Source organism: Streptomyces misionensis (genome assembly GCF_007896895.1).
GTDB lineage: Bacteria > Actinomycetota > Actinomycetes > Streptomycetales > Streptomycetaceae > Streptomyces > Streptomyces misionensis_A.
This window is the reverse complement of record NZ_VOGW01000133.1, coordinates 1-20,497: the sequence shown is the minus strand read 5'-3', so window position 1 is coordinate 20,497 and position 20,497 is coordinate 1. Positions and strand designations below refer to the sequence as shown.

General features: G+C 72.3%; 20 protein-coding genes and 1 pseudogene. 15 read left to right on the top strand and 6 right to left on the bottom strand.

Annotated elements, in window-relative coordinates; translation table 11 throughout:
• Nucleotides 1-30: 30 nt before the first annotated feature.
• From ectA to thpD, 4 genes are read left to right on the top strand one after another with little or no spacing between them, the layout of a single operon-like run.
• Nucleotides 31-549: a diaminobutyrate acetyltransferase gene (gene ectA / locus FRZ03_RS23730; protein ID WP_146467176.1), complete on the top strand. Its 519-nt coding sequence runs from the start codon at nucleotides 31-33 to the stop codon at nucleotides 547-549.
• A 13-nt stretch (nucleotides 550-562) separates the two neighbouring features.
• On the top strand, nucleotides 563-1,834 hold the full coding sequence (ectB, locus tag FRZ03_RS23725) for a diaminobutyrate--2-oxoglutarate transaminase (RefSeq protein ID WP_146467175.1): 1,272 nt from the start codon (nucleotides 563-565) through the stop codon (nucleotides 1,832-1,834).
• A gap of 30 nt (nucleotides 1,835-1,864) precedes the next feature.
• Nucleotides 1,865-2,269 carry an ectoine synthase gene (locus FRZ03_RS23720; protein ID WP_146467174.1) on the top strand — a complete coding sequence of 135 codons (405 nt, stop codon included), beginning with the start codon at nucleotides 1,865-1,867 and terminating at the stop codon, nucleotides 2,267-2,269.
• Nucleotides 2,270-2,275: 6 nt separating this feature from the next.
• A complete protein-coding gene (gene thpD / locus FRZ03_RS23715; protein ID WP_146467173.1) occupies nucleotides 2,276-3,169 on the top strand; it encodes an ectoine hydroxylase in 894 nt (297 codons plus the stop codon).
• Nucleotides 3,170-3,233: 64 nt separating this feature from the next.
• On the opposite strand, the gene FRZ03_RS23710 is transcribed toward thpD, so the two are convergent.
• From FRZ03_RS23710 to FRZ03_RS23695, 4 genes are all read right to left on the bottom strand, one after another.
• Nucleotides 3,234-4,286 (bottom strand): aminotransferase class V-fold PLP-dependent enzyme, encoded by a 1,053-nt coding sequence (locus FRZ03_RS23710; protein ID WP_146467172.1) that lies wholly within the window; start codon nucleotides 4,284-4,286, stop codon nucleotides 3,234-3,236.
• Nucleotides 4,287-4,380: 94 nt separating this feature from the next.
• On the bottom strand, nucleotides 4,381-5,100 hold the full coding sequence (locus FRZ03_RS23705; protein ID WP_146467171.1) for a DsbA family oxidoreductase: 720 nt from the start codon (nucleotides 5,098-5,100) through the stop codon (nucleotides 4,381-4,383).
• Between the two features lie 80 nt (nucleotides 5,101-5,180).
• The gene (locus FRZ03_RS23700; RefSeq protein WP_146467170.1) at nucleotides 5,181-5,690 is read right to left on the bottom strand and encodes a GNAT family N-acetyltransferase; all 510 of its coding nucleotides are present in this window, start codon (nucleotides 5,688-5,690) and stop codon (nucleotides 5,181-5,183) included.
• 34 nt (nucleotides 5,691-5,724) lie between these two features.
• Entirely contained in the window at nucleotides 5,725-7,254 is a 1,530-nt protein-coding gene (locus FRZ03_RS23695) for an aldehyde dehydrogenase (NADP(+)) (RefSeq protein ID WP_146467169.1), read from the bottom strand.
• 143 nt (nucleotides 7,255-7,397) lie between these two features.
• Here FRZ03_RS23695 and FRZ03_RS23690 point away from each other — a divergent pair, with 143 nt between their 5' ends.
• From FRZ03_RS23690 to FRZ03_RS23680, 3 genes are all read left to right on the top strand, one after another.
• Nucleotides 7,398-8,171, top strand: a complete 774-nt coding sequence (locus tag FRZ03_RS23690; RefSeq protein ID WP_146467168.1) for an IclR family transcriptional regulator — start codon at nucleotides 7,398-7,400, stop codon at nucleotides 8,169-8,171.
• Between the two features lie 47 nt (nucleotides 8,172-8,218).
• Nucleotides 8,219-8,713 carry a GNAT family N-acetyltransferase gene (locus tag FRZ03_RS23685; RefSeq protein ID WP_146467167.1) on the top strand — a complete coding sequence of 165 codons (495 nt, stop codon included), beginning with the start codon at nucleotides 8,219-8,221 and terminating at the stop codon, nucleotides 8,711-8,713.
• A gap of 74 nt (nucleotides 8,714-8,787) precedes the next feature.
• On the top strand, nucleotides 8,788-10,245 hold the full coding sequence (locus FRZ03_RS23680; RefSeq protein WP_146467166.1) for a peptidoglycan D,D-transpeptidase FtsI family protein: 1,458 nt from the start codon (nucleotides 8,788-8,790) through the stop codon (nucleotides 10,243-10,245).
• An 80-nt stretch (nucleotides 10,246-10,325) separates the two neighbouring features.
• Here the strand turns inward: FRZ03_RS23680 and FRZ03_RS23675 are convergent, their stop codons facing one another.
• Nucleotides 10,326-11,123, bottom strand: coding sequence for an HAD family acid phosphatase (locus FRZ03_RS23675; protein ID WP_146467165.1), 798 nt, complete (start codon nucleotides 11,121-11,123; stop codon nucleotides 10,326-10,328).
• Between the two features lie 296 nt (nucleotides 11,124-11,419).
• On the opposite strand from FRZ03_RS23675, the gene FRZ03_RS23670 reads away from it, so the two are divergent.
• A complete protein-coding gene (locus FRZ03_RS23670; RefSeq protein ID WP_146467164.1) occupies nucleotides 11,420-12,655 on the top strand; it encodes an MFS transporter in 1,236 nt (411 codons plus the stop codon).
• Here the strand turns inward: FRZ03_RS23670 and FRZ03_RS23665 are convergent.
• Nucleotides 12,553-13,755, bottom strand: a complete 1,203-nt coding sequence (locus FRZ03_RS23665) for a hypothetical protein (RefSeq protein ID WP_146467163.1) — start codon at nucleotides 13,753-13,755, stop codon at nucleotides 12,553-12,555. The genes FRZ03_RS23670 and FRZ03_RS23665 overlap by 103 nt on opposite strands.
• 252 nt (nucleotides 13,756-14,007) lie before the next feature.
• Between FRZ03_RS23665 and FRZ03_RS23660 the strand changes: the two are divergent.
• The 7 genes and pseudogenes from FRZ03_RS23660 to FRZ03_RS23630 all read left to right on the top strand — a co-directional run.
• Nucleotides 14,008-14,631 (top strand): annotated as a pseudogene (locus FRZ03_RS23660) (NAD-dependent epimerase/dehydratase family protein); the annotation flags it as partial.
• A 251-nt stretch (nucleotides 14,632-14,882) separates the two neighbouring features.
• A complete protein-coding gene (locus FRZ03_RS23655) occupies nucleotides 14,883-15,650 on the top strand; it encodes a DeoR/GlpR family DNA-binding transcription regulator (RefSeq protein WP_146467162.1) in 768 nt (255 codons plus the stop codon).
• An 80-nt stretch (nucleotides 15,651-15,730) separates the two neighbouring features.
• Nucleotides 15,731-17,101: an ABC transporter substrate-binding protein gene (locus FRZ03_RS23650; protein ID WP_146467161.1), complete on the top strand. Its 1,371-nt coding sequence runs from the start codon at nucleotides 15,731-15,733 to the stop codon at nucleotides 17,099-17,101.
• The gene (locus FRZ03_RS23645; RefSeq protein ID WP_146467160.1) at nucleotides 17,098-18,036 is read left to right on the top strand and encodes a carbohydrate ABC transporter permease; all 939 of its coding nucleotides are present in this window, start codon (nucleotides 17,098-17,100) and stop codon (nucleotides 18,034-18,036) included. The genes FRZ03_RS23650 and FRZ03_RS23645 overlap by 4 nt, the downstream gene beginning before the upstream one ends.
• A complete protein-coding gene (locus FRZ03_RS23640; protein ID WP_146467159.1) occupies nucleotides 18,033-18,857 on the top strand; it encodes a carbohydrate ABC transporter permease in 825 nt (274 codons plus the stop codon). Before FRZ03_RS23645 ends, FRZ03_RS23640 begins: the two co-directional genes overlap by 4 nt.
• On the top strand, nucleotides 18,854-19,849 hold the full coding sequence (locus FRZ03_RS23635) for a zinc-dependent alcohol dehydrogenase family protein (RefSeq protein WP_146467158.1): 996 nt from the start codon (nucleotides 18,854-18,856) through the stop codon (nucleotides 19,847-19,849). The genes FRZ03_RS23640 and FRZ03_RS23635 overlap by 4 nt, the downstream gene beginning before the upstream one ends.
• Nucleotides 19,850-19,932: 83 nt before the next feature.
• Nucleotides 19,933-20,497 (top strand): TerD family protein (locus FRZ03_RS23630; protein WP_146467157.1); only part of this gene is annotated, 565 nt, incomplete at its 3' end.

The following is a 20,497-nucleotide window of genomic DNA, read 5'->3' as shown; positions in this document are numbered from 1 at the left end:
TCTTAATTCGCCTCGCTAAATTCGTGCCGCATGACTGCCGCACCCGCAGACCTGCTCATCGACCGACCGGCGACGGCGGACGGAGCCGCGCTCTGGCGTCTCGCCAAGGACTCGAAAACCCTCGATCTCAACTCGTCCTACAGCTATCTGCTGTGGTGCCGGGACTTCGCCGGCACCTCGGCGGTGGCGCGCGGTGCGGACGGCACACCCGTCGGTTTCCTCACCGGCTACATACGCCCCGACCGCCCCCGCACCCTGCTCGTCTGGCAGGTGGCCGTGGACTTTGCCCACCGCGGCTACGGCATCGCCGCCGCCCTGCTGGACGGGCTGACCGCGCGCCTCGTCGCCGAGCGCGGCATCACCGACATCGAGACCACGATCACCCCCGGCAACACCGCCTCCGAACGGCTCTTCACCTCGTTCGCCGAGCGGCACGGGGCGCCCCTCGCCCGCGAGGTGCTGTTCCCCGCCGAGCTGTTCCCGGACGGCCCGCACGACCCCGAAGTCCTCTTCCGGATCGGCCCGTTGACCGAGACCCCCGCCCACTGAGGAGCGAATCACCGTGACCATCACCCAGCCCGACCTCAGCGTCTTCGAGACCCTCGAGTCCGAGGTGCGCAGCTACTGCCGCGGCTGGCCCACCGTGTTCGACCGCGCGCAGGGCAGCCGGATGTACGACGAGGACGGCCATGCGTACCTCGACTTCTTCGCCGGTGCCGGATCACTCAACTACGGCCACAACAACCCGGTGCTCAAACGGGCGCTGATCGACTATCTGTCCCGGGACGGGGTCACCCACGGCCTGGACATGTCGACCACGGCCAAGCGCTCGTTCCTGCAGACCTTCCAGGACCTGGTGCTGCGCCCGCGCGATCTGCCGTACAAGGTCATGTTCCCGGGCCCGACCGGCACCAACGCCGTCGAGTCGGCGCTGAAGCTGGCCCGCAAGGTCAAGGGCCGCGAGGCGATCGTCTCCTTCACCAACGCCTTCCACGGCATGTCCCTCGGCTCGCTCGCCGTGACCGGCAACGCCTTCAAACGGGCCGGCGCCGGCATCCCCCTGGTGCACGGCACCCCGATGCCGTTCGACAACTACTTCGACGGGACCGTCCCCGACTTCCTGTGGTTCGAACGGCTCCTGGAGGACCAGGGCTCCGGCCTGAACAAGCCCGCCGCGGTGATCGTGGAGACCGTGCAGGGCGAGGGCGGCATCAACGTGGCCCGCCCGGAGTGGCTGCGCGCCCTCAAGGAGCTGTGCGAGCGGCAGGACATGCTCCTGATCGTCGACGACATCCAGATGGGCTGCGGCCGTACCGGCGCCTTCTTCTCCTTCGAGGAGTCCGGCATCACCCCGGACATCGTCACGGTCTCCAAGTCGATCAGCGGCTACGGCCTGCCGATGTCGCTGTGCCTGTTCCGGCCCGAACTGGACGTCTGGGAACCGGGCGAGCACAACGGCACCTTCCGCGGCAACAACCCCGCGTTCGTTACCGCCACCGCCGCCCTGGAGACCTACTGGACCGACGGCTCGGCCATGGAGAAGCAGACCCGCACCCGCGGCGAGCAGGTCGAGCAGGCGCTGATCTCCATCACCGAGGAGAACCTCGCCGATGTGAAGGAGTACCGCGGGCGCGGGCTGGTGTGGGGCCTGGAGTTCCACGCCAAGGACCGGGCCGCGCGCGTCGCCCGGCGGGCCTTCGAACTGGGCCTGCTCATCGAGACCTCGGGGCCGGAGAGCGAGGTCGTCAAGCTGCTGCCGGCCCTGACCATCACCCCGGACGAGCTGGACGAGGGCCTCAGCATCCTCGCCCGCGCCGTCCGGGAAACCGCCTGACCGCAACGCCTACCAGGAGGAAGCACCACCGTGATCGTCCGATCGTTCAAGGACATCGAAGGCACCGACCGGCACATCAAGTCCAAGTCGGGCACCTGGGAGAGCAAGCGGATCGTCCTCGCGAAGGAGCGGGTCGGCTTCTCCCTGCACGAGACCATCCTGTACGCGGGCACCGAGACGCAGATGTGGTACGCCAACCACATCGAGGCCGTCGTCTGCACCCAGGGTGAGGCCGAGCTGACCGACCGCGAGACCGGGAAGACGTACACCATCACGCCCGGCACCATGTACCTCCTGAACGGGCACGAGCGGCACACGCTGCGCGTCAAGGAGGACTTCCACTGCATCTGCGTGTTCAACCCGCCCGTGACCGGACGGGAGGACCACGACGAGAACGGGGTGTACCCGCTGCTCACCGAGCCCGAGGAGGTGTGAGGACCCATGACCACCGCCACCGTGAAGGACCTCTACCCGACCCGCGGCAGCTCCGAGGTGACCGTTCCGCGCCAGGACCCGGTCGTCTGGGGCTCCCCGGACACGCCGGGGCCGATCGCCACGGCCGAGCTCCAGTCGTACGAGCGTGACGGCTTCCTCGCCGTCGACCAGCTGATCGGCCCGGACGAGGTCGAGGTCTACCGCCGCGAGCTGGACCGGCTGGTCACCGACCCGGCGATCCGCTTCGACGAGCGCTCCATCGTGGAGCCGAAGTCCCAGGAGATCCGCTCCGTCTTCGAGGTGCACCGGATCAGCGAGGTGTTCGCGAACCTGGTGCGCGACGAGCGGGTGGTCGGCCGGGCCCGGCAGATCCTCGGCTCCGACGTGTACGTCCACCAGTCCCGGATCAATGTGAAGCCGGGCTTCGGGGCCAGCGGCTTCTACTGGCACTCGGACTTCGAGACCTGGCACGCCGAGGACGGGCTGCCGAACATGCGCACGGTGTCCGTCTCGATCGCGCTGACCGAGAACTTCGACACCAACGGCGGCCTGATGATCATGCCGGGCTCGCACCGGACGTTCCTGGGCTGTGCCGGTGAGACGCCCAAGGACAACTACAAGAAGTCGCTCCAGATGCAGGACGCGGGCACCCCGTCCGACGAGGCGCTGACCAAGCTGGCGGGCGAGTACGGCATCCGGCTGTTCACCGGCAAGCCGGGCTCGGCGACCTGGTTCGACTGCAACTGCATGCACGGCTCCGGCGACAACATCACGCCGTACCCGCGCAGCAACGTCTTCATCGTGTTCAACAGCGTGGAGAACGCGGCGGTGGAGCCGTTCGCGGCGCCGGTGCGCCGGCCGGAGTTCATCGGCGCGCGCGACTTCACCCCGGTGCGGTAGGCGCCTTCGGTCACCGGGCCGGGGCCGCCGCGTGTGGGACGGGCGGCCCCGGCCCGGGCATGTCTCAGCCGGCCAGCACGTCGAGCAGCCGGTCCACGTCCGCCGCCGTGTTGTAGAGGTGGAAGGACGCGCGCAGGCTGCCCGCCCGGTTGGAGACCTGGATGCCGGCCCGGCTCAACTCGGCCTGCCTGCCGCCGAGTCGGGGCACGGAGACGATCGCCGAGCCGGGCGCGGGCAGCGGCTCGTGCCCGAGCGCGGCGAGCCCCTGCCGGAAGCGGCCGGCGAGGGCCAGGTCGTGCTCGCGCACGGCGGCCACGCCCAGCTCCTCCAACAGCGTGAGCGAGCTGTGCACCCCGGTGTAGGTGAACAGGCCGGGGCTGACGTCGAACCGGCGGGCGGAGCGGGCGAGTTCGGCCACCGGTCCGTAGCAGCTGTCCCACGGCTGCTCGGCCGCGACCCAGCCCGCGAGCAGCGGGGTCAGCTCGCCGAAGTCCTCGGGGACCACGAGGAAGGCGGCCCCGTGCGGGCCGAGCAGCCACTTGTAGGTGGCGGCCACGGTGTAGTCGTGGCCGCCGGCGTCGACGGGCAGCCAGCCGGCGGCCTGGGAGTAGTCCACGTAGGTGCGCGCGCCATGGGTGCGGGCCGCCTCGCGCAGGGCGGGCAGGTCGGCGATCCGGCCGTCGGCGGACTGCGCGGCGCTCACCGCGACCAGCGCGGTGCCGGGGCGCACGGACTCCGCGAGCCGCTCCAGCGGCACGGCGCGCACCTTGAGGTCGCCGCGCACATGGAACGGGTTCACCACCGAGGTGAACTCGTCCTCGGCAGTGAGGACTTCGGCGCCCGCGGGCAGGGCGGCGGCGATCAGCCCGGTCTGCGCGGCGACGGACGGACCGGTCGCCACCCGGGTGACCGGGACCCCCGCGAGGCGGGCGAAGGCGGCCCGGGCGTGCTCGACGTTCTCGAACAACGGGTCCAGCGGCCGCCCCTCGACCCGCAGCTCCGTCGCCTCGCGCAGGGCGGCGACGGTACGGGCCGGCAGCAGGCCGCTGGACGCGGTGTTCAGATAGGTGTTCTTCGGGCGGAACTCGGCGCGGACGAGGCTCTCGAAGGTCTCCATGAGCCCACTGTGCGGGCCGGGACGGGCCCCGTCCATCGCGCCTCTCCCGGGAAACGGCCGAGCTCAGCTGCCAAGACCGCTCCGGCCTGCGGTTTCAGCCCTGCTGCGGGACCGCGCACCCGTCCGGACCGCAGGCCTCGGCGTCCTGCTGGTCGACCGGCTTCAGCGGGGCGTGCTCGCCCCAGGCCTGGGTGAGCGCCCGGGTGAACACCTCGGCGGGCTGGGCGCCGGAGACGCCGTAGGTGCGGTCGAGGACGAAGAAGGGCACACCGGTCGCCCCGAGCCGGGCGGCCTCGCGCTCGTCGGCGCGGACCGCGTCGGCGTAGGCCTCCGGGTCGGCGAGCACCGCGCGCACCCGGCCGGCGTCGAGCCCGGCCTCCACGGCCAGCTCCACCAGCCGCTCGTCGCCCTCGGCGAAGACCGACCGCTCCTCGGCGAAGTTGGCCCGGTACAGGATCTGGATCAGCTCGTCCTGCCTGCCGTGCTCCTTGGCGAGGTGCAGCAGGCGGTGCATGTCGAAGGTGTTGCCGTGGTCGCGGCCCCGGGTGCGGTAGTCCAGGCCCTCGGCGGCGGCCTGGGCGCCCAGGTTGTCCTCGCCGGCCTCGGCCTGCGCCTCGCTCATGCCGTACTTCCTGGTCAGCATGGTGAGCACGGACTCCACGTCGCCCTTGGCACGGCCCGGGTCCAGCTCGAAGGAGCGGTGCACCACCTCGACCTCGTCGCGGTGCGGGAAGGCGGCGAGCGCCTTCTCGAAGCGGGCCTTGCCCACGTAGCACCACGGGCAGGCGATGTCGCTCCAGATCTCGACGCGCATGTCTTCGGTTCTCTCCAGGTCGTACGGGTGCGGTGCGGAGCCGCTCTCCGCCCGGTACATGAACGTTCAAGCGTCGCCGGTCATTCCGCCGGCGGCACGGCGTACCGCAGGAAGAGGTGGTGGTCGCCCTCGGCCGGGGGGTTCTCCGGGTCGGGCAGCCAGCCCTGCCGGGCGTAGAAGCCCTGGGCCCGCCGGTTGTCCACATGGACGTCGAGCACGGCGGTGCGCCGTCCCCCGGCTTGCCATTCCCCGACGCAGGCCGCGTGCAGGGCGGTGCCGATGCCGCCCCGCCAGCGGTCGGGGTCGACATGGAACTGGAACAGCTTGACGGTGTCCGTGCCGGCCCCGTCCGGGGTGCGGAAGGAGGCGATCGCCACGAGCCGCCCCTCCCGCAGGGCGCACAGCACCCGCCCGTCCGGGCGCTCGATGGACCCCCGCCACGCCTGCGCCCAGTCGAACTCCGCCTGTGGCACCCCGTCCGGGTAGTAGGTGGAGCGGGCCCTCAGGTGCAGCCCGGCGGTGGCGTCGGCCTCGGCGGGCAGCGCGGCGCGGATCTCCAGGGCGGCCCGGTCGTCTCGTGTCTCGGTCATGCGGCGGAGGACGCGGCCCGGGCGGGCGCGGTTCCTACCGCTCCAGGACCCCCCTGAACCGCCGGGGGACGCCGAGCGGGTTGTCGTCCCGCAGCTCCGGGGGCAGCAGGGCCTGCGGGGTGTTCTGGTAGGCGACCGGGCGCAGCCAGCGCTCGATCGCCGTACCGCCCACCGACGTCGACGTCGAGGTGCTGGCCGGGTAGGGGCCGCCGTGGTGCTGGGCGGGGGCCACGGCGACACCGGTCGGCCAGGCGTCGACGACCACGCGGCCGGCCAGGGCGGTGAGCAGGGCGAGGAGTTCACCGGCCCCGCCCGTTCCGCCGGCCTCCTCGGCGGAGAGGTGGACCGTGGCCGAGAGGGTGCCGGGCAGCCGGGACAGGACGGCCGTGGCCTGTGCCTCGTCCGTGTAGCGGGCCACCACCGTGACCGGTCCGAAGCACTCCTCCAGGAGCAGGTCGTGGTCCCCCGCCGTGGTCAGCCTGCCCGCCGGCACCGTGAGGAAGCCCGCGCTGACCAGGTGTTCGCCGCAGCCGCCGGGGGTCACCGGGGACGCCACGTCGGGCAGGGCGGCGCGCTCGCGGACCCCGGCGACGAAGGCGTCCCGGATGCGCCGGTCGAGCGGTACCCCGGCCTCGGTGGCGCTCACCGCGTCGGTCAGGTGCTTCAGGACGTCGTCGCCCGCCGCCCCGGAGGGCACCAGCACCAGGCCGGGCTTCACACAGAACTGGCCGACGCCGAGGGTGGCCGAGCCGGCCAGCCCGGTGCCCAGCTCCTCGGCGCGCTCGGCCGCCGCGGCCTCGGTGATCAGGACCGGGTTGAGCGAGCCCAGTTCACCGTGGAAGGGGATCGGCACCGGGCGCGCGGCGGCGGCGTCGTACAGGGCGCGGCCGCCGCGCGGCGAACCGGTGAAGCCGGCGGCGGCGACCAGCGGGTGCCCGATCAGCTCGACGCCCGCGTCGAAGCCGTGCACCAGGCCGAGGACGCTCTCCGGGATGCCGTGTTCGGCGGCGGCCCGGCGCAGCACCTTGGCGACCAGTTCGGACAGGCCCGGGTGGTCCGGGTGGGCCTTGACGACGACCGGGCAGCCCGCGGCCAGCGCGCTCGCGGTGTCGCCGCCCGCGACGGAGAAGGCGAACGGGAAGTTGGACGCGCCGTAGACCGCCACGACGCCGAGCGGCACCTTCCAGCGGCGCAGGTCCGGGACGGGCGGGGTGGCGGCGGGGTCCGGGTGGTCGATGACGACGTCCAGGAAGGCGCCCTCCTCGACGATGTCCGCGAAGGCCCGCAACTGGTAGGCCGTACGGGCGAGTTCGCCGTTCAGCCGGACCGGGCCGAGCGCGGTCTCGGCGTCGGCGGTCTCCACCAGGCCCTCGCGGGCCGCCTCCAGGCCCGCGGCGGCCGAGCGCAGGAAGGCGGAGCGGACGGCGCGCCGGGCGAGGGCGCCGCGCGCGGCGTGCGCCGCCCGGACGACCTCGTCCACCTCCTGGGCCGTGGCCTCCACGGCGACCTGTTCCCGCCGCTTCCCGGTGCGCGGGTCGACACTCCAGACTGGTGCTGCTGCCACCGCGGGTCCCTCCCATAAGGCCGCACTTGACCGGGTCAGCCCGAGCACGCCGTTCGTTATGCTGAACGGCGTTTCTGATGCTGAACATGCTGCTCGGAGACTGTATATCTCAGGTCCTCGTCGAATCGAAGGGGTCAAGGGCCATGACGGCAGGCGACGCGGGGGGCGGGGCGCAGGTCAAGTCCGCGGTACGGACGGTCGAACTGCTGGAGTACTTCGCCGGCCGCCCCGGAACGCACTCCCTCGCGGCCGTCCAGGAGGCCGTCGGCTACCCCAAGTCCAGCCTGTACATGCTGCTGCGCACCCTGGTCGAGCTGGGCTGGGTGGAGACGGACGCGACGGGCACCCGGTACGGCATCGGGGTGCGGGCGCTGCTCGTGGGCACCTCCTACATCGACGGCGACGAGGTGGTGGCCGCCGCCCGGCCGGCCCTGGACCGGCTCTCCGACGACACCACGGAGACCATCCACCTCGCCCGGCTCGACGGCACCAATGTCGTCTACCTGGCCACCCGCCAGTCCCAGCACTACCTGCGGCCCTTCACCCGGGTCGGGCGCCGGCTCCCGGCCCACTCCACCTCCCTGGGCAAGGCGATCCTCGCCACGTACGACGACGAGGAGGTGCGCACGATGCTGCCCGAGACCCTGCCGGCGCTCACCGAGCACACCCTCACCGACCGTGAGGAGCTGATCGAGGAGCTGCGCCAGGTGCGGGAGCGGGGCTTCGCGGTCGACCGCGAGGAGAACACGGTGGGGCTGCGCTGCTTCGGCGTGGCCATCCCGTACCGCACGCCGGCGCGCGACGCCGTCAGCTGCTCGGTGCCGGTGGCGCGGCTGACCCCCGCCCATGAGCAGACGATCAAGGACGCGCTGTTCGACGCGCGCGAACGGCTGGCGCTGGCGACGCGGAGACTGTGAGCGCGGCGGGCGGCGCGCCGGGCCCGGGCGTCGTAGTCTCGGGCCCCATGGAGATCGCGCTGCGCAGTGTGGAGGACGAGGATCTGCCGGAGTTCTTCCGGCAGATGACCGACCCGGAGTCCCTTCGGATGGCCGCGTTCGGCCCGAAGGACCCGGCCGACCGGGACGCCTTCGAGGCCCGCCTCAAACGCGTGCGGGCCTCCGACGACGTGCTGCGCACCGTGCTGGCCGACGGACGGGTGGCCGGCAGCGCGGCGGTCTACGGCGAGCCCGGCGAGCGCGAGGTGACGTACTGGATCGACCGCGCGTACTGGGGCCGGGGCGTGGCGACGGCCGCGCTGCGGGCGCTGCTCGCCGAGGTCCCCGAGCGGCCGCTGTACGCGCGGGCGGCGGCCGACAACGCCGCCTCGCTCCGGGTCCTCGCCAAGTGCGGCTTCCGCGAGACCGCCCGCGCCCGGGGCTTCGCCAACGGCCGGGGCCGGGAGATCGACGAGGTGGTGCTCGTCCTGGACGCCGGTGCGCGGGACGAGGCGGACACCTGAGCGCAAGATGAGCGGACGATGAGAAATCGACCGGACGGGAACGTTCCGCCCGTTCGGCTCGTCTCTTCGTCGGGATGAACAAGACGATCAGACGGGCGTCCGTCCTCGTACTGCTGCTCGTGCTCGCCCTTCTGGCCAGGGCGACCTGGGTGCAGTTCTACGACGGCAAGGCCCTCGCGGACGACACTCTCAACCGGCGCAACGCGATCGAGACGTACTCGCGGCCGCTGGGCAACATCATCGTGGCCGGCAACGCGATCACCGGCTCCGCCCGGACGAAGGGAAGCGACCTCGCGTACAAGCGGACCTACACGGACGGTGCGCTGTACGCGGCGGTGACCGGCTACGCGTCACAGGCCTACGCGCCCACGCAGCTGGAGGGCATCTACGCGGATCTGCTCAACGGCACCGACCCCCGGCTCAAGACGGTGATGGACACCCTGACCGGCGAGCGGGCCGACCCCGGGGACGTGGTCACCACCATCGACCCGGCGGTGCAGAAGGCGGGCTACCGCGCCCTCGGCGGCAAGAAGGGCGGCGCCGTCGCGATCGACCCCAGGACCGGCCGCATCCTCGCGGCGGTCTCGACGCCGTCGTACGACCCCTCGGCCCTCACCGACGCCAACACGGCCGGGTCGTCCTGGCAACGGCTCAACGCGGACCCGGACAAGCCGCTGACCAACCGCGCGCTGCGCCAGCCGCTGCCGCCGGGCTCCACGTTCAAGCTGGTGGTGGCCTCGGCCGCGCTGGAGAGCGGGCTGTACAAGGACGTGGACCAGCACACCGACAGCCCCAATCCGTACCGGCTGCCGGGCACCGTGCGCGACATGGACAACGAGAACCCCTCGGCGCCCTGCGCGAACGCCTCCATCCGGGTCGCCCTCCAGTACTCCTGCAACAACGTGTTCGCCAAGATGGCCGTCGACCTCGGGCAGGACAAGGTGCGGGCGATGGCCGAGAAGTTCGGCTTCAACGACGACCACCAGGACGTGCCGGTGCGCGCGTACACCAGCGTCTACCCCACCGGCATGGACAAGTCCTCGACCGGTCTGACCGGCATCGGCCAGTACGACGTCACCGCGACCCCGCTGCAGATGGCCATGGTGTCCGCGGCGCTCGCCAACGGCGGCGAACTGGTCTTTCCGCACATGGTCTCCCGGACCGTCGACAGCGGCGGCGACGTGGTGCAGGACTACGACGGCCACACCGGCACCGAGCGGATCGTCAGCGCCCGGACCGCCGCCCAGCTCCAGTCCGCCATGGAGACCGTGGTGAAGGACGGCACCGGCACCAACGCCCTGATCGACGGGGTGACCGTCGGCGGCAAGACGGGTACCGCGCAGCACGGCGAGAACAACAGCAAGACGCCGTACGCCTGGTTCACCGCGTTCGGCAAGTCCGACAGCACGGGCAAGGAGGTGGCCGTCGCGGTGATGGTCGAGCAGTCGGACGCGGCACGTTCGGAGGTCAGCGGCAACGGGCTGGCCGCGCCGGTGGCCAGGGCGATGATGGCGGCGGCGCTGAAGGGCTGAGAACGGCCGCGCCCCCGCCGCGGCGCCGGGCGCGGGCGGGGGCGGGGGCCGTCGGGAGGTTCCGAAGACGTCCGGGGGCCTCAGCCGACGAAGTACGTCGGGTTCGGCAGCTTGTACGTGCGGCCGGTGTAGCCGCCGTCCAGGTCCGAGTACTGGTCGCCGAAGTCGGCGATGAAGGTGTAGCCGAGGTCGTCCTCGATGTGCTTGCGGGTGCCGGCCTTGTACTGGACGGTCGTGCAGGTCCAGGCGCCCGGGGTGGCGCAGTCCTTCAGGTAGGCCGGCGGGTTGGCCGAGTTCTTGAGGAACATGTGCCCGGCGTCCAGGTTCACATCGGCGCCGACCTTCTTCAGGTTGGCGACCGCGGCACCGCGCTGGGCCTCGGTGAGACCGGAGTTGTAGAAGACCTCGACGCCCTTGGACCGGGCGTAGCGGATCAGCTCGGGGCTGCCGAAGACGGCGGGGCGGTCGGCCCGGTTGACGTAGTCGTTCCAGGTGGCCGAGTTGTAGCCGTAGTTGTTGCGCTTCTCGTAGTCGAGGCTCAGCAGCACGGTGTCGTCGATGTCGAACATGACGGCCGGCTTCTGGTGGTGCTTGAGCGCGGTGTGGGCGGCCTGGTCGATGTGCTTCCTGGCGTCCGCGTCGATGCGCGCGAGGTCCTTGGCGTACGGGCTGTCCGGGGACGCCTGGTAGACGCCGTTGCTGTCGGCGGTGGTGCCGTAGTAGGTGTCGATGTCCTTCGTCAGGAGCCCGATGTTGTAGGGCTCGTGCGTGGAGTTGGCGGTGGACTGGCCGGCGGTGGCCGCGCCCGCGCCGTACAGCGCGGCACCGGCGACGACGCAGGCGGCACCGACGGCAGCCGCTCTGAGGGACTTCCGCATGGATTCTCCGGATCTGGTGGATGGAGTGATGTACCAGGTCACGGATTGTCTACGCGCATAACAAGCGGTACCGCGAGGCCTGTTACCCGATCGATACGGACGTCTTTTTCCAGCCATGTCCGCCCGCCGCGGCGGAACCCCGGGTTCCGGTACGGCAATCGGGTCATTTCCGAACGCATGGGACCGCGGTAGGCGGTCGTCCCCAGGGGCCGGCCCGTCGGCGCCCCGGAAGTCATCGGTGCATAGGTCGTCTTCCCGATCCGCCCGGCCCCTCCTCAGAACCACGATGGCTCGGCATGACGACCTCTTCGACCGCGCTCCGCCTGCTGCGCGACGGCAACGCGGGCCGGTACCTGACGGGCCTGCTGGTGAACGCCTTCGGCACCTCCGCGCTGTGGCTGGCCTCCGGCGTCTGGGTGAAGGACCTCACCGGGTCCAACGGCCTGGCGGGCCTGTGCATGCTCGCGCTGTGGGCACCCACCCTGGCCGGCCCGGCCCTGGGCACCCTCGCCGACCGCGTGCGCCGCAAACCCCTGATCATCACCGTGAACCTGACGGTGGCGGCCCTGCTCCTCACCCTCTTCACCGTCGACTCCCCCGCCCGGCTGTGGCTGCTCTTCACGGTGCTGGTCCTGTACGGCACCGCCGGCGTGATCACCGACGCGGCGGAGGCCGCCCTGGTCACCGACGTCGTCCCCGCCGGTCTGCTCGGCGACTTCAACGGGCTGCGGACGACCGTCACGGAGGGCATGAAGCTCGTCGCCCCGCTCACCGGGGCGGGCCTGTACGCGGCCTTCGGCGGCCCGGCCGTGGCCTGTCTGGACGCGGGCACCTTCGTCGTCACCGCCGTGCTGTGCGCCCTGCTGCGCGTGCGGGAGAGCGGGCCGGTGCCCCCGGAGGGCGGCGCCCGGCGCGGCCGTACCGCCGAGGGCGTCCGCCACCTGTGGGGCCATCCCGGACTGCGCCCCCTGGTCCTGGCGGGCGGTACGACGATGCTGATCAGCTCCCTGTGCGCCCCGACGCTGTACGCCGTGGTCGACCGCCTCGGCCACTCCCCCGCCTACACGGGCGTGCTCTACGCCGTCCAGGGCGCGGGCTCGGTGGCGGTCGGACTGCTCACCGGCCCCGCGCTGCGCCGGCTCGGCGACCGCGGCTTCGCGGCGGCGGGAATCGCACTGACCGGCCTCGCGGTGCTGGTCCGGGCCGTACCGTGGGACGCGGCGGCCCTCGCGGCCTCCCTGGCGGCCGGGCTGGGCCTGCCGTGCGTGCTGATCGCCGCGCTCACCGCCGTCCAGCGGGAGACCCCCGGCCCGCTGCTCGGCCGGGTCACCGCCACCGCGAACACACTGATGTTCACGCCGAACGTCATGGGCCTCGCGGTCGGCGCCGCACTCGTCGAACTGGCCGGTCCGGGCTTGCTGCTGCCCTGTTACGGCGTCGCGCTGCTCCTCACCGCGGTCCCGCTCGTCCAGCGCGCCCCCAGCGCCTCGCGCACCGCCGAGAGATCCCCGTCCGACGCCAACCCGGCGTGATACAGCCGCAGTTCGTTCGCACCGGCCGCGCGGGCCCGGGCCGCGTCCGCCGCGAGGGTGGCGGGGCTGCCGCCCATCCCGGTGACCACGGTGAAGTTGGCGGCCAGCACGGTCCGCTCGCGGGCGTGCGCGGCGAACGGCGCCAGCAGGTCCGTGCCGCCGGTGCAGGGGACGACGACGCCGTCGGCCACGGAGAGGATGTGCGCGGGATCGACCCCCGCGTTGGCGCCGCAGCGGTGGGAGAAGGGGTCGGCGTGCAGCAGCACCTGGAAGCCCTCGGGCGCGGCGGCGCGTACGGCGGCCACGGCCTCCTCCTGGAGGGTGCGGGCGGTCCGCTCCCGCCAGGCCAGCGTGGCGGCGGCCGTCCGCGCGCCGAGCAGTTCCGCGAGGGTCGGCAGGCCCCGGTCGGCCACCGCGCCCCGCCACAGCGGCTCCAGCGCGGCCCGGACGGCCGCCGCCAGTCCCTCCGGCTCCAGCCCCTGTTCGCCGTAGCCCGTGCGGCAGTGCGCGCAGAAGCACAGGGACATCAGGTACTCCCCGGCCTCCCCCAGGGCGACGCCGGAGATCTTGTCGTGGGCGTGCAGGTGCCGCAGCCCGTACCAGCCGAGGGACTCCAGCTCGGTGCCGTGCGTGCCGGGCCGTACGGCGGCCTCGGCGGCCAGGTCGGTGAGGTAGGCGCGGGTGGCGGGCCGGGCGATGCAGGGGGCCCAGGGGTAGGGGTCGCCGTAGGCGTTGACGACCGAGGTGTCCGGGTGGTCCGCGCCCAGCCGGGAGTTGTGCGCGAGCACCACCCAGCTGTGCACCGCGAGACCGGCGGCGGCCAGTGCCCGCGCCGCCTCGCCGTAGGCGTCGCCGGGAGCCCAGCGGCCGGCCGGGTACGGGCGCAGGGCGCGACCGGTCCAGCGCTCGCCCGGCGGGTAGAGGACGGCGGCGTGCTCGGCGGTGACGACGCGGTGCCGGGGGTGGCGCGGGGTCAGGGCGCGGGTGGAGTGGTAGGCGGCGGCGAGGGTCACCTGTTCGACGCCGAGGGAGGCGATGCGGGCCGGGGCGCCGGGGTCCCCGTTGACGTCCCAGGGGTAGACGAACGCGGAGGCCCTCACGCGGGCTCCCCGTGGTCGCGGAGGCGGTCGCGGCGGCCGTCGCCCACGCCCGCACGGGCATGGCGGGCGGCGAGGGGCGAGGACGTCACAGGCGCTCCCATCGGATCGGCGCCGGAGCCGGGCCGACGTAGATACATTCTTCTGACCGCTGTCCATATGCGTGAACGGCCTCACGCTAAGGGCCCCGGGGAAGGCGGTCAAGGAAGACGAACCTCCGCCCCGCGCACGGCCGTTGGCCCAAGGAGTCCGAGGATGCCCGCTCCCCGCACCGCTCCCCGCGCCGTTCCGCTCACCGGCGCCGGCGGTCGGATCGGCACCCTGAGATGCGGCCCCTGCTGCCGGAGTACGGCTACACCCTGCGGCTGTTCGACGTCCGGCCCGTCGAGGGCGCGCCGGACGCCGTGACCGCCGACCTCGCGGGCCCGGTGGCGCCGCGCGAGGCGGTGCGGGGCGTGGACGCGGTGCTCCATCGCGCGGCATCTCCCTGAAGGCGCCGTCTTCGGCGAGGACCTGGCCCAGTTCTACCGGGACAGGCACGGCCTGGAGACCGTCTCGGTGCGCGTCGGCTCCCGCTTCCCGGCGCCGAACAGCGTGCGCGCCCTGTCGACCTGGCTCAGCCCGGCCGACCGCGCCCGGCTCTTCCACGCGGCCCTGACCGCCGAGCGCGTCGGCCACACGGTGGTCCACGGCTCCTCCGCCGACACCCGGCTGCGCCGGGGCCTGGGCAGCGCCCGCGCCCTCGGCCGCACACCGCGGGACGACTCCGAGCCGTACGCCGCGCGGCTCCTCGCCGAGCAGGGCGAACCGGACCTCACGGACCCGGCCCAGAACCGCCTGGGCGGCCCCTTCGTCACCGGCCCGCCGATCTGGCCGTACCGAGCCCCGGCGGCCCCCGGAGGGCGGGCGGGCAGCGAACGGGCCCGCCCGCGACCCGATCCGGGCACCCGGAGCGCCCGTTTCCACAACCACTCACACGCCCGCGCAGGTCCGCGGCGGTCACACGCCTCGGCAAACGGGCCCAACCGGGCAGCATCGGGCAGGCAACAGGCCTGGTCAGGGCGGCGCACCGGAGGTACAACTTCCCCCATGGGCCCGAACGGGCAGCTTTCGGGGAGGCGGGTGACCAGATGACCAGGACGGCGGAGGAACGCCGGCACGAGATCGTGCGGGCGGCGCGCGCCACCGGATCGGTCGATGTCACCGCGCTCGCCGCCGAGTTGGGCGTGGCCAAGGAGACCATCCGGCGCGATCTGCGCTCCCTGGAGGACCACGGGCTGGTCCGCCGCACCCATGGCGGGGCCTACCCGGTGGAGAGCGCGGGTTTCGAGACCACGCTGGCCTTCCGGGCCACCAGCCAGGTGCCCGAGAAGCGCCGGATCGCCGCCGCAGCGGCCGAGTTGCTCGGCGACGCCGAAACGGTCTTCGTCGACGAGGGCTTCACCCCCCAGCTCATCGCCGAGGCACTGCCCGGGGACCGGCCGCTGACCGTGGTCACCGCGTCCCTGCCGGTCGCGGGCGCGCTCGCCGGGGCGGACCACATCCAGGTGCTGCTGCTCGGCGGCCGGGTGCGGGCCGGCACGCTGGCCACCGTCGACCACTGGACGACGAGGATGCTGTCCGGGTTCGTCCTCGACCTCGCCTACATCGGTGCCAACGGCATCTCCCGCGAACACGGCCTGACCACGCCCGATCCGGCGGTCGGCGAGGTCAAGGCGCAGGCGATGCGGGCGGCCCGGCGCACCGTGTTCGCCGGGGTGCACACCAAGTTCGGGGCGGTGAGCTTCTGCCGGTTCGCGGAGGTCGGCACGCTGGAGGCGATCGTGACGAGCACCCTGCTCCCGGCGGCCGAGGCCCACCGTTACGCCCTGCTGGGCCCGCAGGTCATCCGGGTCTGAAGGTCCACCCCCCACCCCCACAAGGGCATTTCCTGCTCCCAGGATGCCCCTTACGTCCCCATACATCCCAGGAGTGATCCATGCGCACCCCGAGCCGACGGAGGCCGCGAGCCACGCTCGTCCTGGCCGCCGCAGGGACGCTGCTCACCCCCCTGCTGTCCGGCTGCTGGGTCGGGGCGGGCGGGACCGGATCCGGCGGCGACTCGATCAATGTGCTGATGGTCAACAATCCGCAGATGGTGGAGTTGCAGAAGCTGACCGCGACGCACTTCACCAAGGACACCGGCATCAAGGTGAACTTCACCGTGCTGCCGGAGAACGACGTCCGCGACAAGATCAGCCAGGACTTCGCCAACCAGGCCGGCCAGTACGACGTCGCCACCCTGTCCAACTACGAGATCCCGATCTACGCCCGCAACGGCTGGCTGCGCCCGATGAACGGGTACGTCGCCAAGGACCCGTCGTACGACGAGCAGGACGTGCTCGCCCCGATGCGCCAGTCCCTCACCGGCGACGACGGCAAGCTCTACGGCCAGCCCTTCTACGGCGAGTCGTCCTTCCTGATGTACCGCAAGGACGTGTTCGCGGCGAAGGGCCTGACCATGCCCGCCCACCCCACCTGGCAGCAGGTGGCCGACCTCGCGGCCAAGGTGGACGGCGCCCGGCCCGGCATGCGCGGCATCTGCCTGCGCGGGCTGCCCGGCTGGGGCGAGGTGATGGCGCCGCTGACCACGGTGGTGAACACCTTCGGCGGCACCTGGTTCGACACGAAGTGGAAGGCGCACCTGGACTCCCCCGAGTTCGAGAAGGCGACGAAGTTCTATGTCGACCTGGTGCGCGCGCACGGGGAGTCGGGTGCCGCGCAGTCCGGGTTCGCCGAGTGCCTGAACGACCTGACGCAGGGCAAGGTCGCCATGTGGTACGACGCCACCTCCGCGGCCGGCTCTCTGGAGGCCAAGGGCTCCCCGGTCAAGGGCAAGCTCGGCTACGCGCCCGCCCCGGTCGAGAAGACCAGCTCCTCCGGCTGGCTCTACACCTGGGCCTGGGGCATCCAGCAGTCCTCCCGCAACCCCGACAAGGCCTGGAAGTTCGTCTCCTGGGCCTCCGGCAAGGGGTACGAGCAGCTCGTCGGCGAGACCAGCGGCTGGCCGAACGTGCCCGCGGGCAAACGGGCGTCGACGTACGAGAACGCCGACTACCGCAGGTCGGCGGCGGCCTTCCAGGAGATGACCAGGCAGGCCATCGAGAGCAGCCGGCCGAACGACCCCGGGGTGCAGCCGCGGCCCGCGCCCGGCATCCAGTTCGTCGACATCCCCGAGTTCACCGATCTCGGCACCAAGGTCTCCCAGGAGATCAGCGCGGCCATCGCCGGACGCCAGTCGGTCGGCACGGCCCTGAAGAAGTCCCAGCAGCTGGCCGAGAAGATCTCCAAGGAGTACGAGGGACGATGACCGCCACCACCACGGCCCCGCTCGCGGCCGCTCCCCCGAGAACGCTGAAACGGCCCCCCGCCCGGCTGCGCGCCTGGGCCACCCGGGCCCCGCTGCTGCCCGCCCTGGTCTTCATGATCGTGGTCACCCAGCTGCCGTTCGTGGCCACGCTGGTGATCTCCTTCTTCGACTGGAACGCCCTCTACCCCAAGGCCCGCCGCTTCACCGGCTTCGACAACTACCGCCAGGTGCTCTCCGACACGGACCTGCGCCACTCGGTGTGGACGACGGTGCTGCTGACGGTGGCGGTGGTGCTGGCCAGCCTGGTGCTGGGGCTGCTGCTCGCCCTGCTGCTCGACCGGCGTTTCCGTGGCCGGGGCGTCGTGCGCACCCTGCTGATCGCGCCGTTCCTGGTGGTCCCGGTGGCCGCGGCGCTGCTCTGGAAGCATGTGCTCTACAACCCCGAATACGGCCTGCTGAACGGCCTGTTGCACTACGTCGGCGGCCCCCAGCCGGACTGGATCTCCCGCACCCCGCTGCTCGCGGTGGAGGCCTCCCTGGTGTGGCAGTGGACGCCGTTCATGATGCTGATCCTGCTGGCCGGGCTGCAGAGCCGGGACCAGCAGCAGATCGAGGCGGCCCGGGTCGACGGCGCGAGCGACTGGCAGATCTTCCGCCACCTCACGCTGCCCCATCTGCGCCGCTACCTCGAACTCGGCGCCCTGCTCGGCTCGATCTACATCGTGCAGAACTTCGACGCGGTGTTCACCATCACGTCCGGCGGCCTGGGCACCGCGAACCTGCCGTACACCGTCTACCAGAGCTTCTACCAGGCCCATGAGAACGGCCTCGCCTCGGCCGCGGGCGTCCTGGTCGTCATCGGTTCGATCGTCATCGCGACCTTCGCCCTGCGCGTGGTGTCGTCCCTGTTCCGCGAGGAGGTGGGCCGCTCATGACCGCGGTACGCCGTCATGGTCTCGGCCTCGTCGCCTGGCTGGCCGGCATCGTCTTCTTCCTGCCCATCGCCTGGATGGCGCTGACGTCCTTCCACTCGGAACACGACGCGGCGACCAACCCGCCGTCCTTCGCCGCCTCCCTCACCCTGGACGGCTACCGCGAGTTCTTCGGCGCCGACGGCGGGGCGAGCCCCTGGCCGGCGCTGGCCAACTCCGCGGTCGCGTCCGTCGTCTCGACGCTGTGCGTCCTGCTGCTCGCCCTCCCGGCGGCCTACGCGCTGTCGATCCGCCCGGTGCGGAAGTGGACGGACGTGCTGTTCTTCTTCCTGTCCACCAAGATGCTGCCGGCCGTGGCGGGCCTGCTGCCGATCTACCTCTTCGCGAAGAACGCCGGGATGCTCGACAACATCTGGCTGCTGGTCATCCTCTACACCGCGATGAACCTGCCGATCGCGGTGTGGATGATGCAGTCCTTCCTCGCCGAGGTGCCGGTCGCGGTGATCGAGGCGGCCCGGGTGGACGGGGCCCGGCTGCCGACGATTCTGGCCCGGGTGGTCGCCCCGATCGCCCTGCCCGGCATGGCGGCGACGGCGCTGATCTGCTTCATCTTCAGCTGGAACGAGCTGCTGTTCGCCCGGGTGCTCACCGGGGTGGTCGCCGAGACCGCGCCCGTCTTCCTGACCGGCTTCATCACCAGCCAGGGCCTGTTCCTGGCCAAGGTGTGCGCCGCGTCGCTCGTCATCTCCCTGCCGGTGCTCGCCGCGGGGTTCGCCGCCCAGGACAAGCTGGTCCAGGGCCTGTCGTTGGGAGCCGTGAAATGAAGGCCGCCGTCATCGAGTCCGTGGGCCGCGCCGTCGTCACCGAGGTCCCCGACCCGACGCCGGGACCCCGCGAGGTCGTCGTGGAAGTCGCCGCGTGCGGGCTGTGCGGCACCGATCTGCACATCCTCCAGGGCGAGTTCGCGCCCAAGCTGCCCATCGTGCCGGGCCACGAGTTCGCGGGCACGGTGGTCGCGACCGGCACCCAGGTCACCGAGGTCGCGGCCGGCGACCGGGTGGCGGTGGACCCGTCCCTGTACTGCCACGAGTGCCGCTACTGCCGCACCGGGCACAACAACCTGTGCGAGCGCTGGGCCGCGATCGGGGTGACGACGGCGGGCGGTGCGGCGCAGTACGCCGTCGCCCCCGTCGCCAACTGCGTCAAGCTCCCGGAGCACGTCCGCACCGAGGACGCGGCCCTGGTGGAGCCGCTGTCCTGCGCGGTGCGCGGCTACGACGTCCTGCGGTCCCGGCTCGGCGCGCACGTCCTGATCTACGGCTCCGGCACCATGGGCCTGATGATGCTGGAGCTGGCCAAGCGCACGGGCGCGGCGAGCGTGGACATGGTGGACGTCAACCCGGCGCGGCTGGAGACCGCCCGGCTGCTCGGCGTCTCGGCCGCGGCGAGCGGGGCGGACGAACTGGACCGGCCGCAGGGCTGGGACGTGGTGGTGGACGCGACGGGCAACGCGGCGGCCATCCAGGACGGGCTGGGACGGGTGGCGAAGGCGGGTACCTTCCTCCAGTTCGGGGTGGCGGACTACGCGACCCGGGTGACGATCGACCCGTACCGCATCTACAACCAGGAGATCACCATCACCGGTTCCATGGCGGTGCTGCACAGCTACGAACGGGCGGCGGAACTGTTCGCGAACGGCGTCCTCGACCCGGAGGTCTTCATCAGCGACCGCCTCCCGCTGGACCGCTACCCGCAGGCGCTGGACCAGTTCGCGGCGGGCGTGGGACGCAAGATCGTGGTCATGCCCCAGCGGTGACGCGCGGGATGCCGCGATGCCGCCGACACGAGTGGTAAGGGAACGGTAAACCGCATTCGTTCGTTACCCCCCACATGACAGCTATGACCCCCGGCTCGAACATCCCGCTGGCCGCCGCGCGCGTCACGGTGGACGTGGCCGCCCCCGTGCGGCTGGACGTCTCCGGCCTGCTGCTCACGAGCGACGGCAAGGTGCGCTCGGACGACGACTTCATCTTCTACAACCAGCCGTCCGGACCGGGCGTGACCTACCGGTCCGGCGGCGGTTCCGCCCCCGACGCGATCACAGTGGACACCGCCGCCGTGCCGCCGGACATCGAGAAGATCGTGGTCACCGCCAGCCCCGACGCGGCCGGCCAGACCTTCCAGGGCATCGAGCCGACGGCCACCGTCCGCGACGCGGACGGCGGTGCGCCGCTGGCGACGTTCACACCGCCGCAGCTGGGCGCCGAGACCGCGCTGGTCGTCGTGGAGATCTACCGCCGGGGCGGCCAGTGGAAGGCCCGCGCGGTCGGCCAGGGGTACGCCGACGGCCTGGCGGGCATCGCCACGGACTTCGGGGTGACGGTGGAGGAACCGGCACCGTCGGCCCCGCCGCAGCCGGTGACCCCGCCGGTGCCGGCCGCTCCCCCGGCGGCGGCCGGCACCG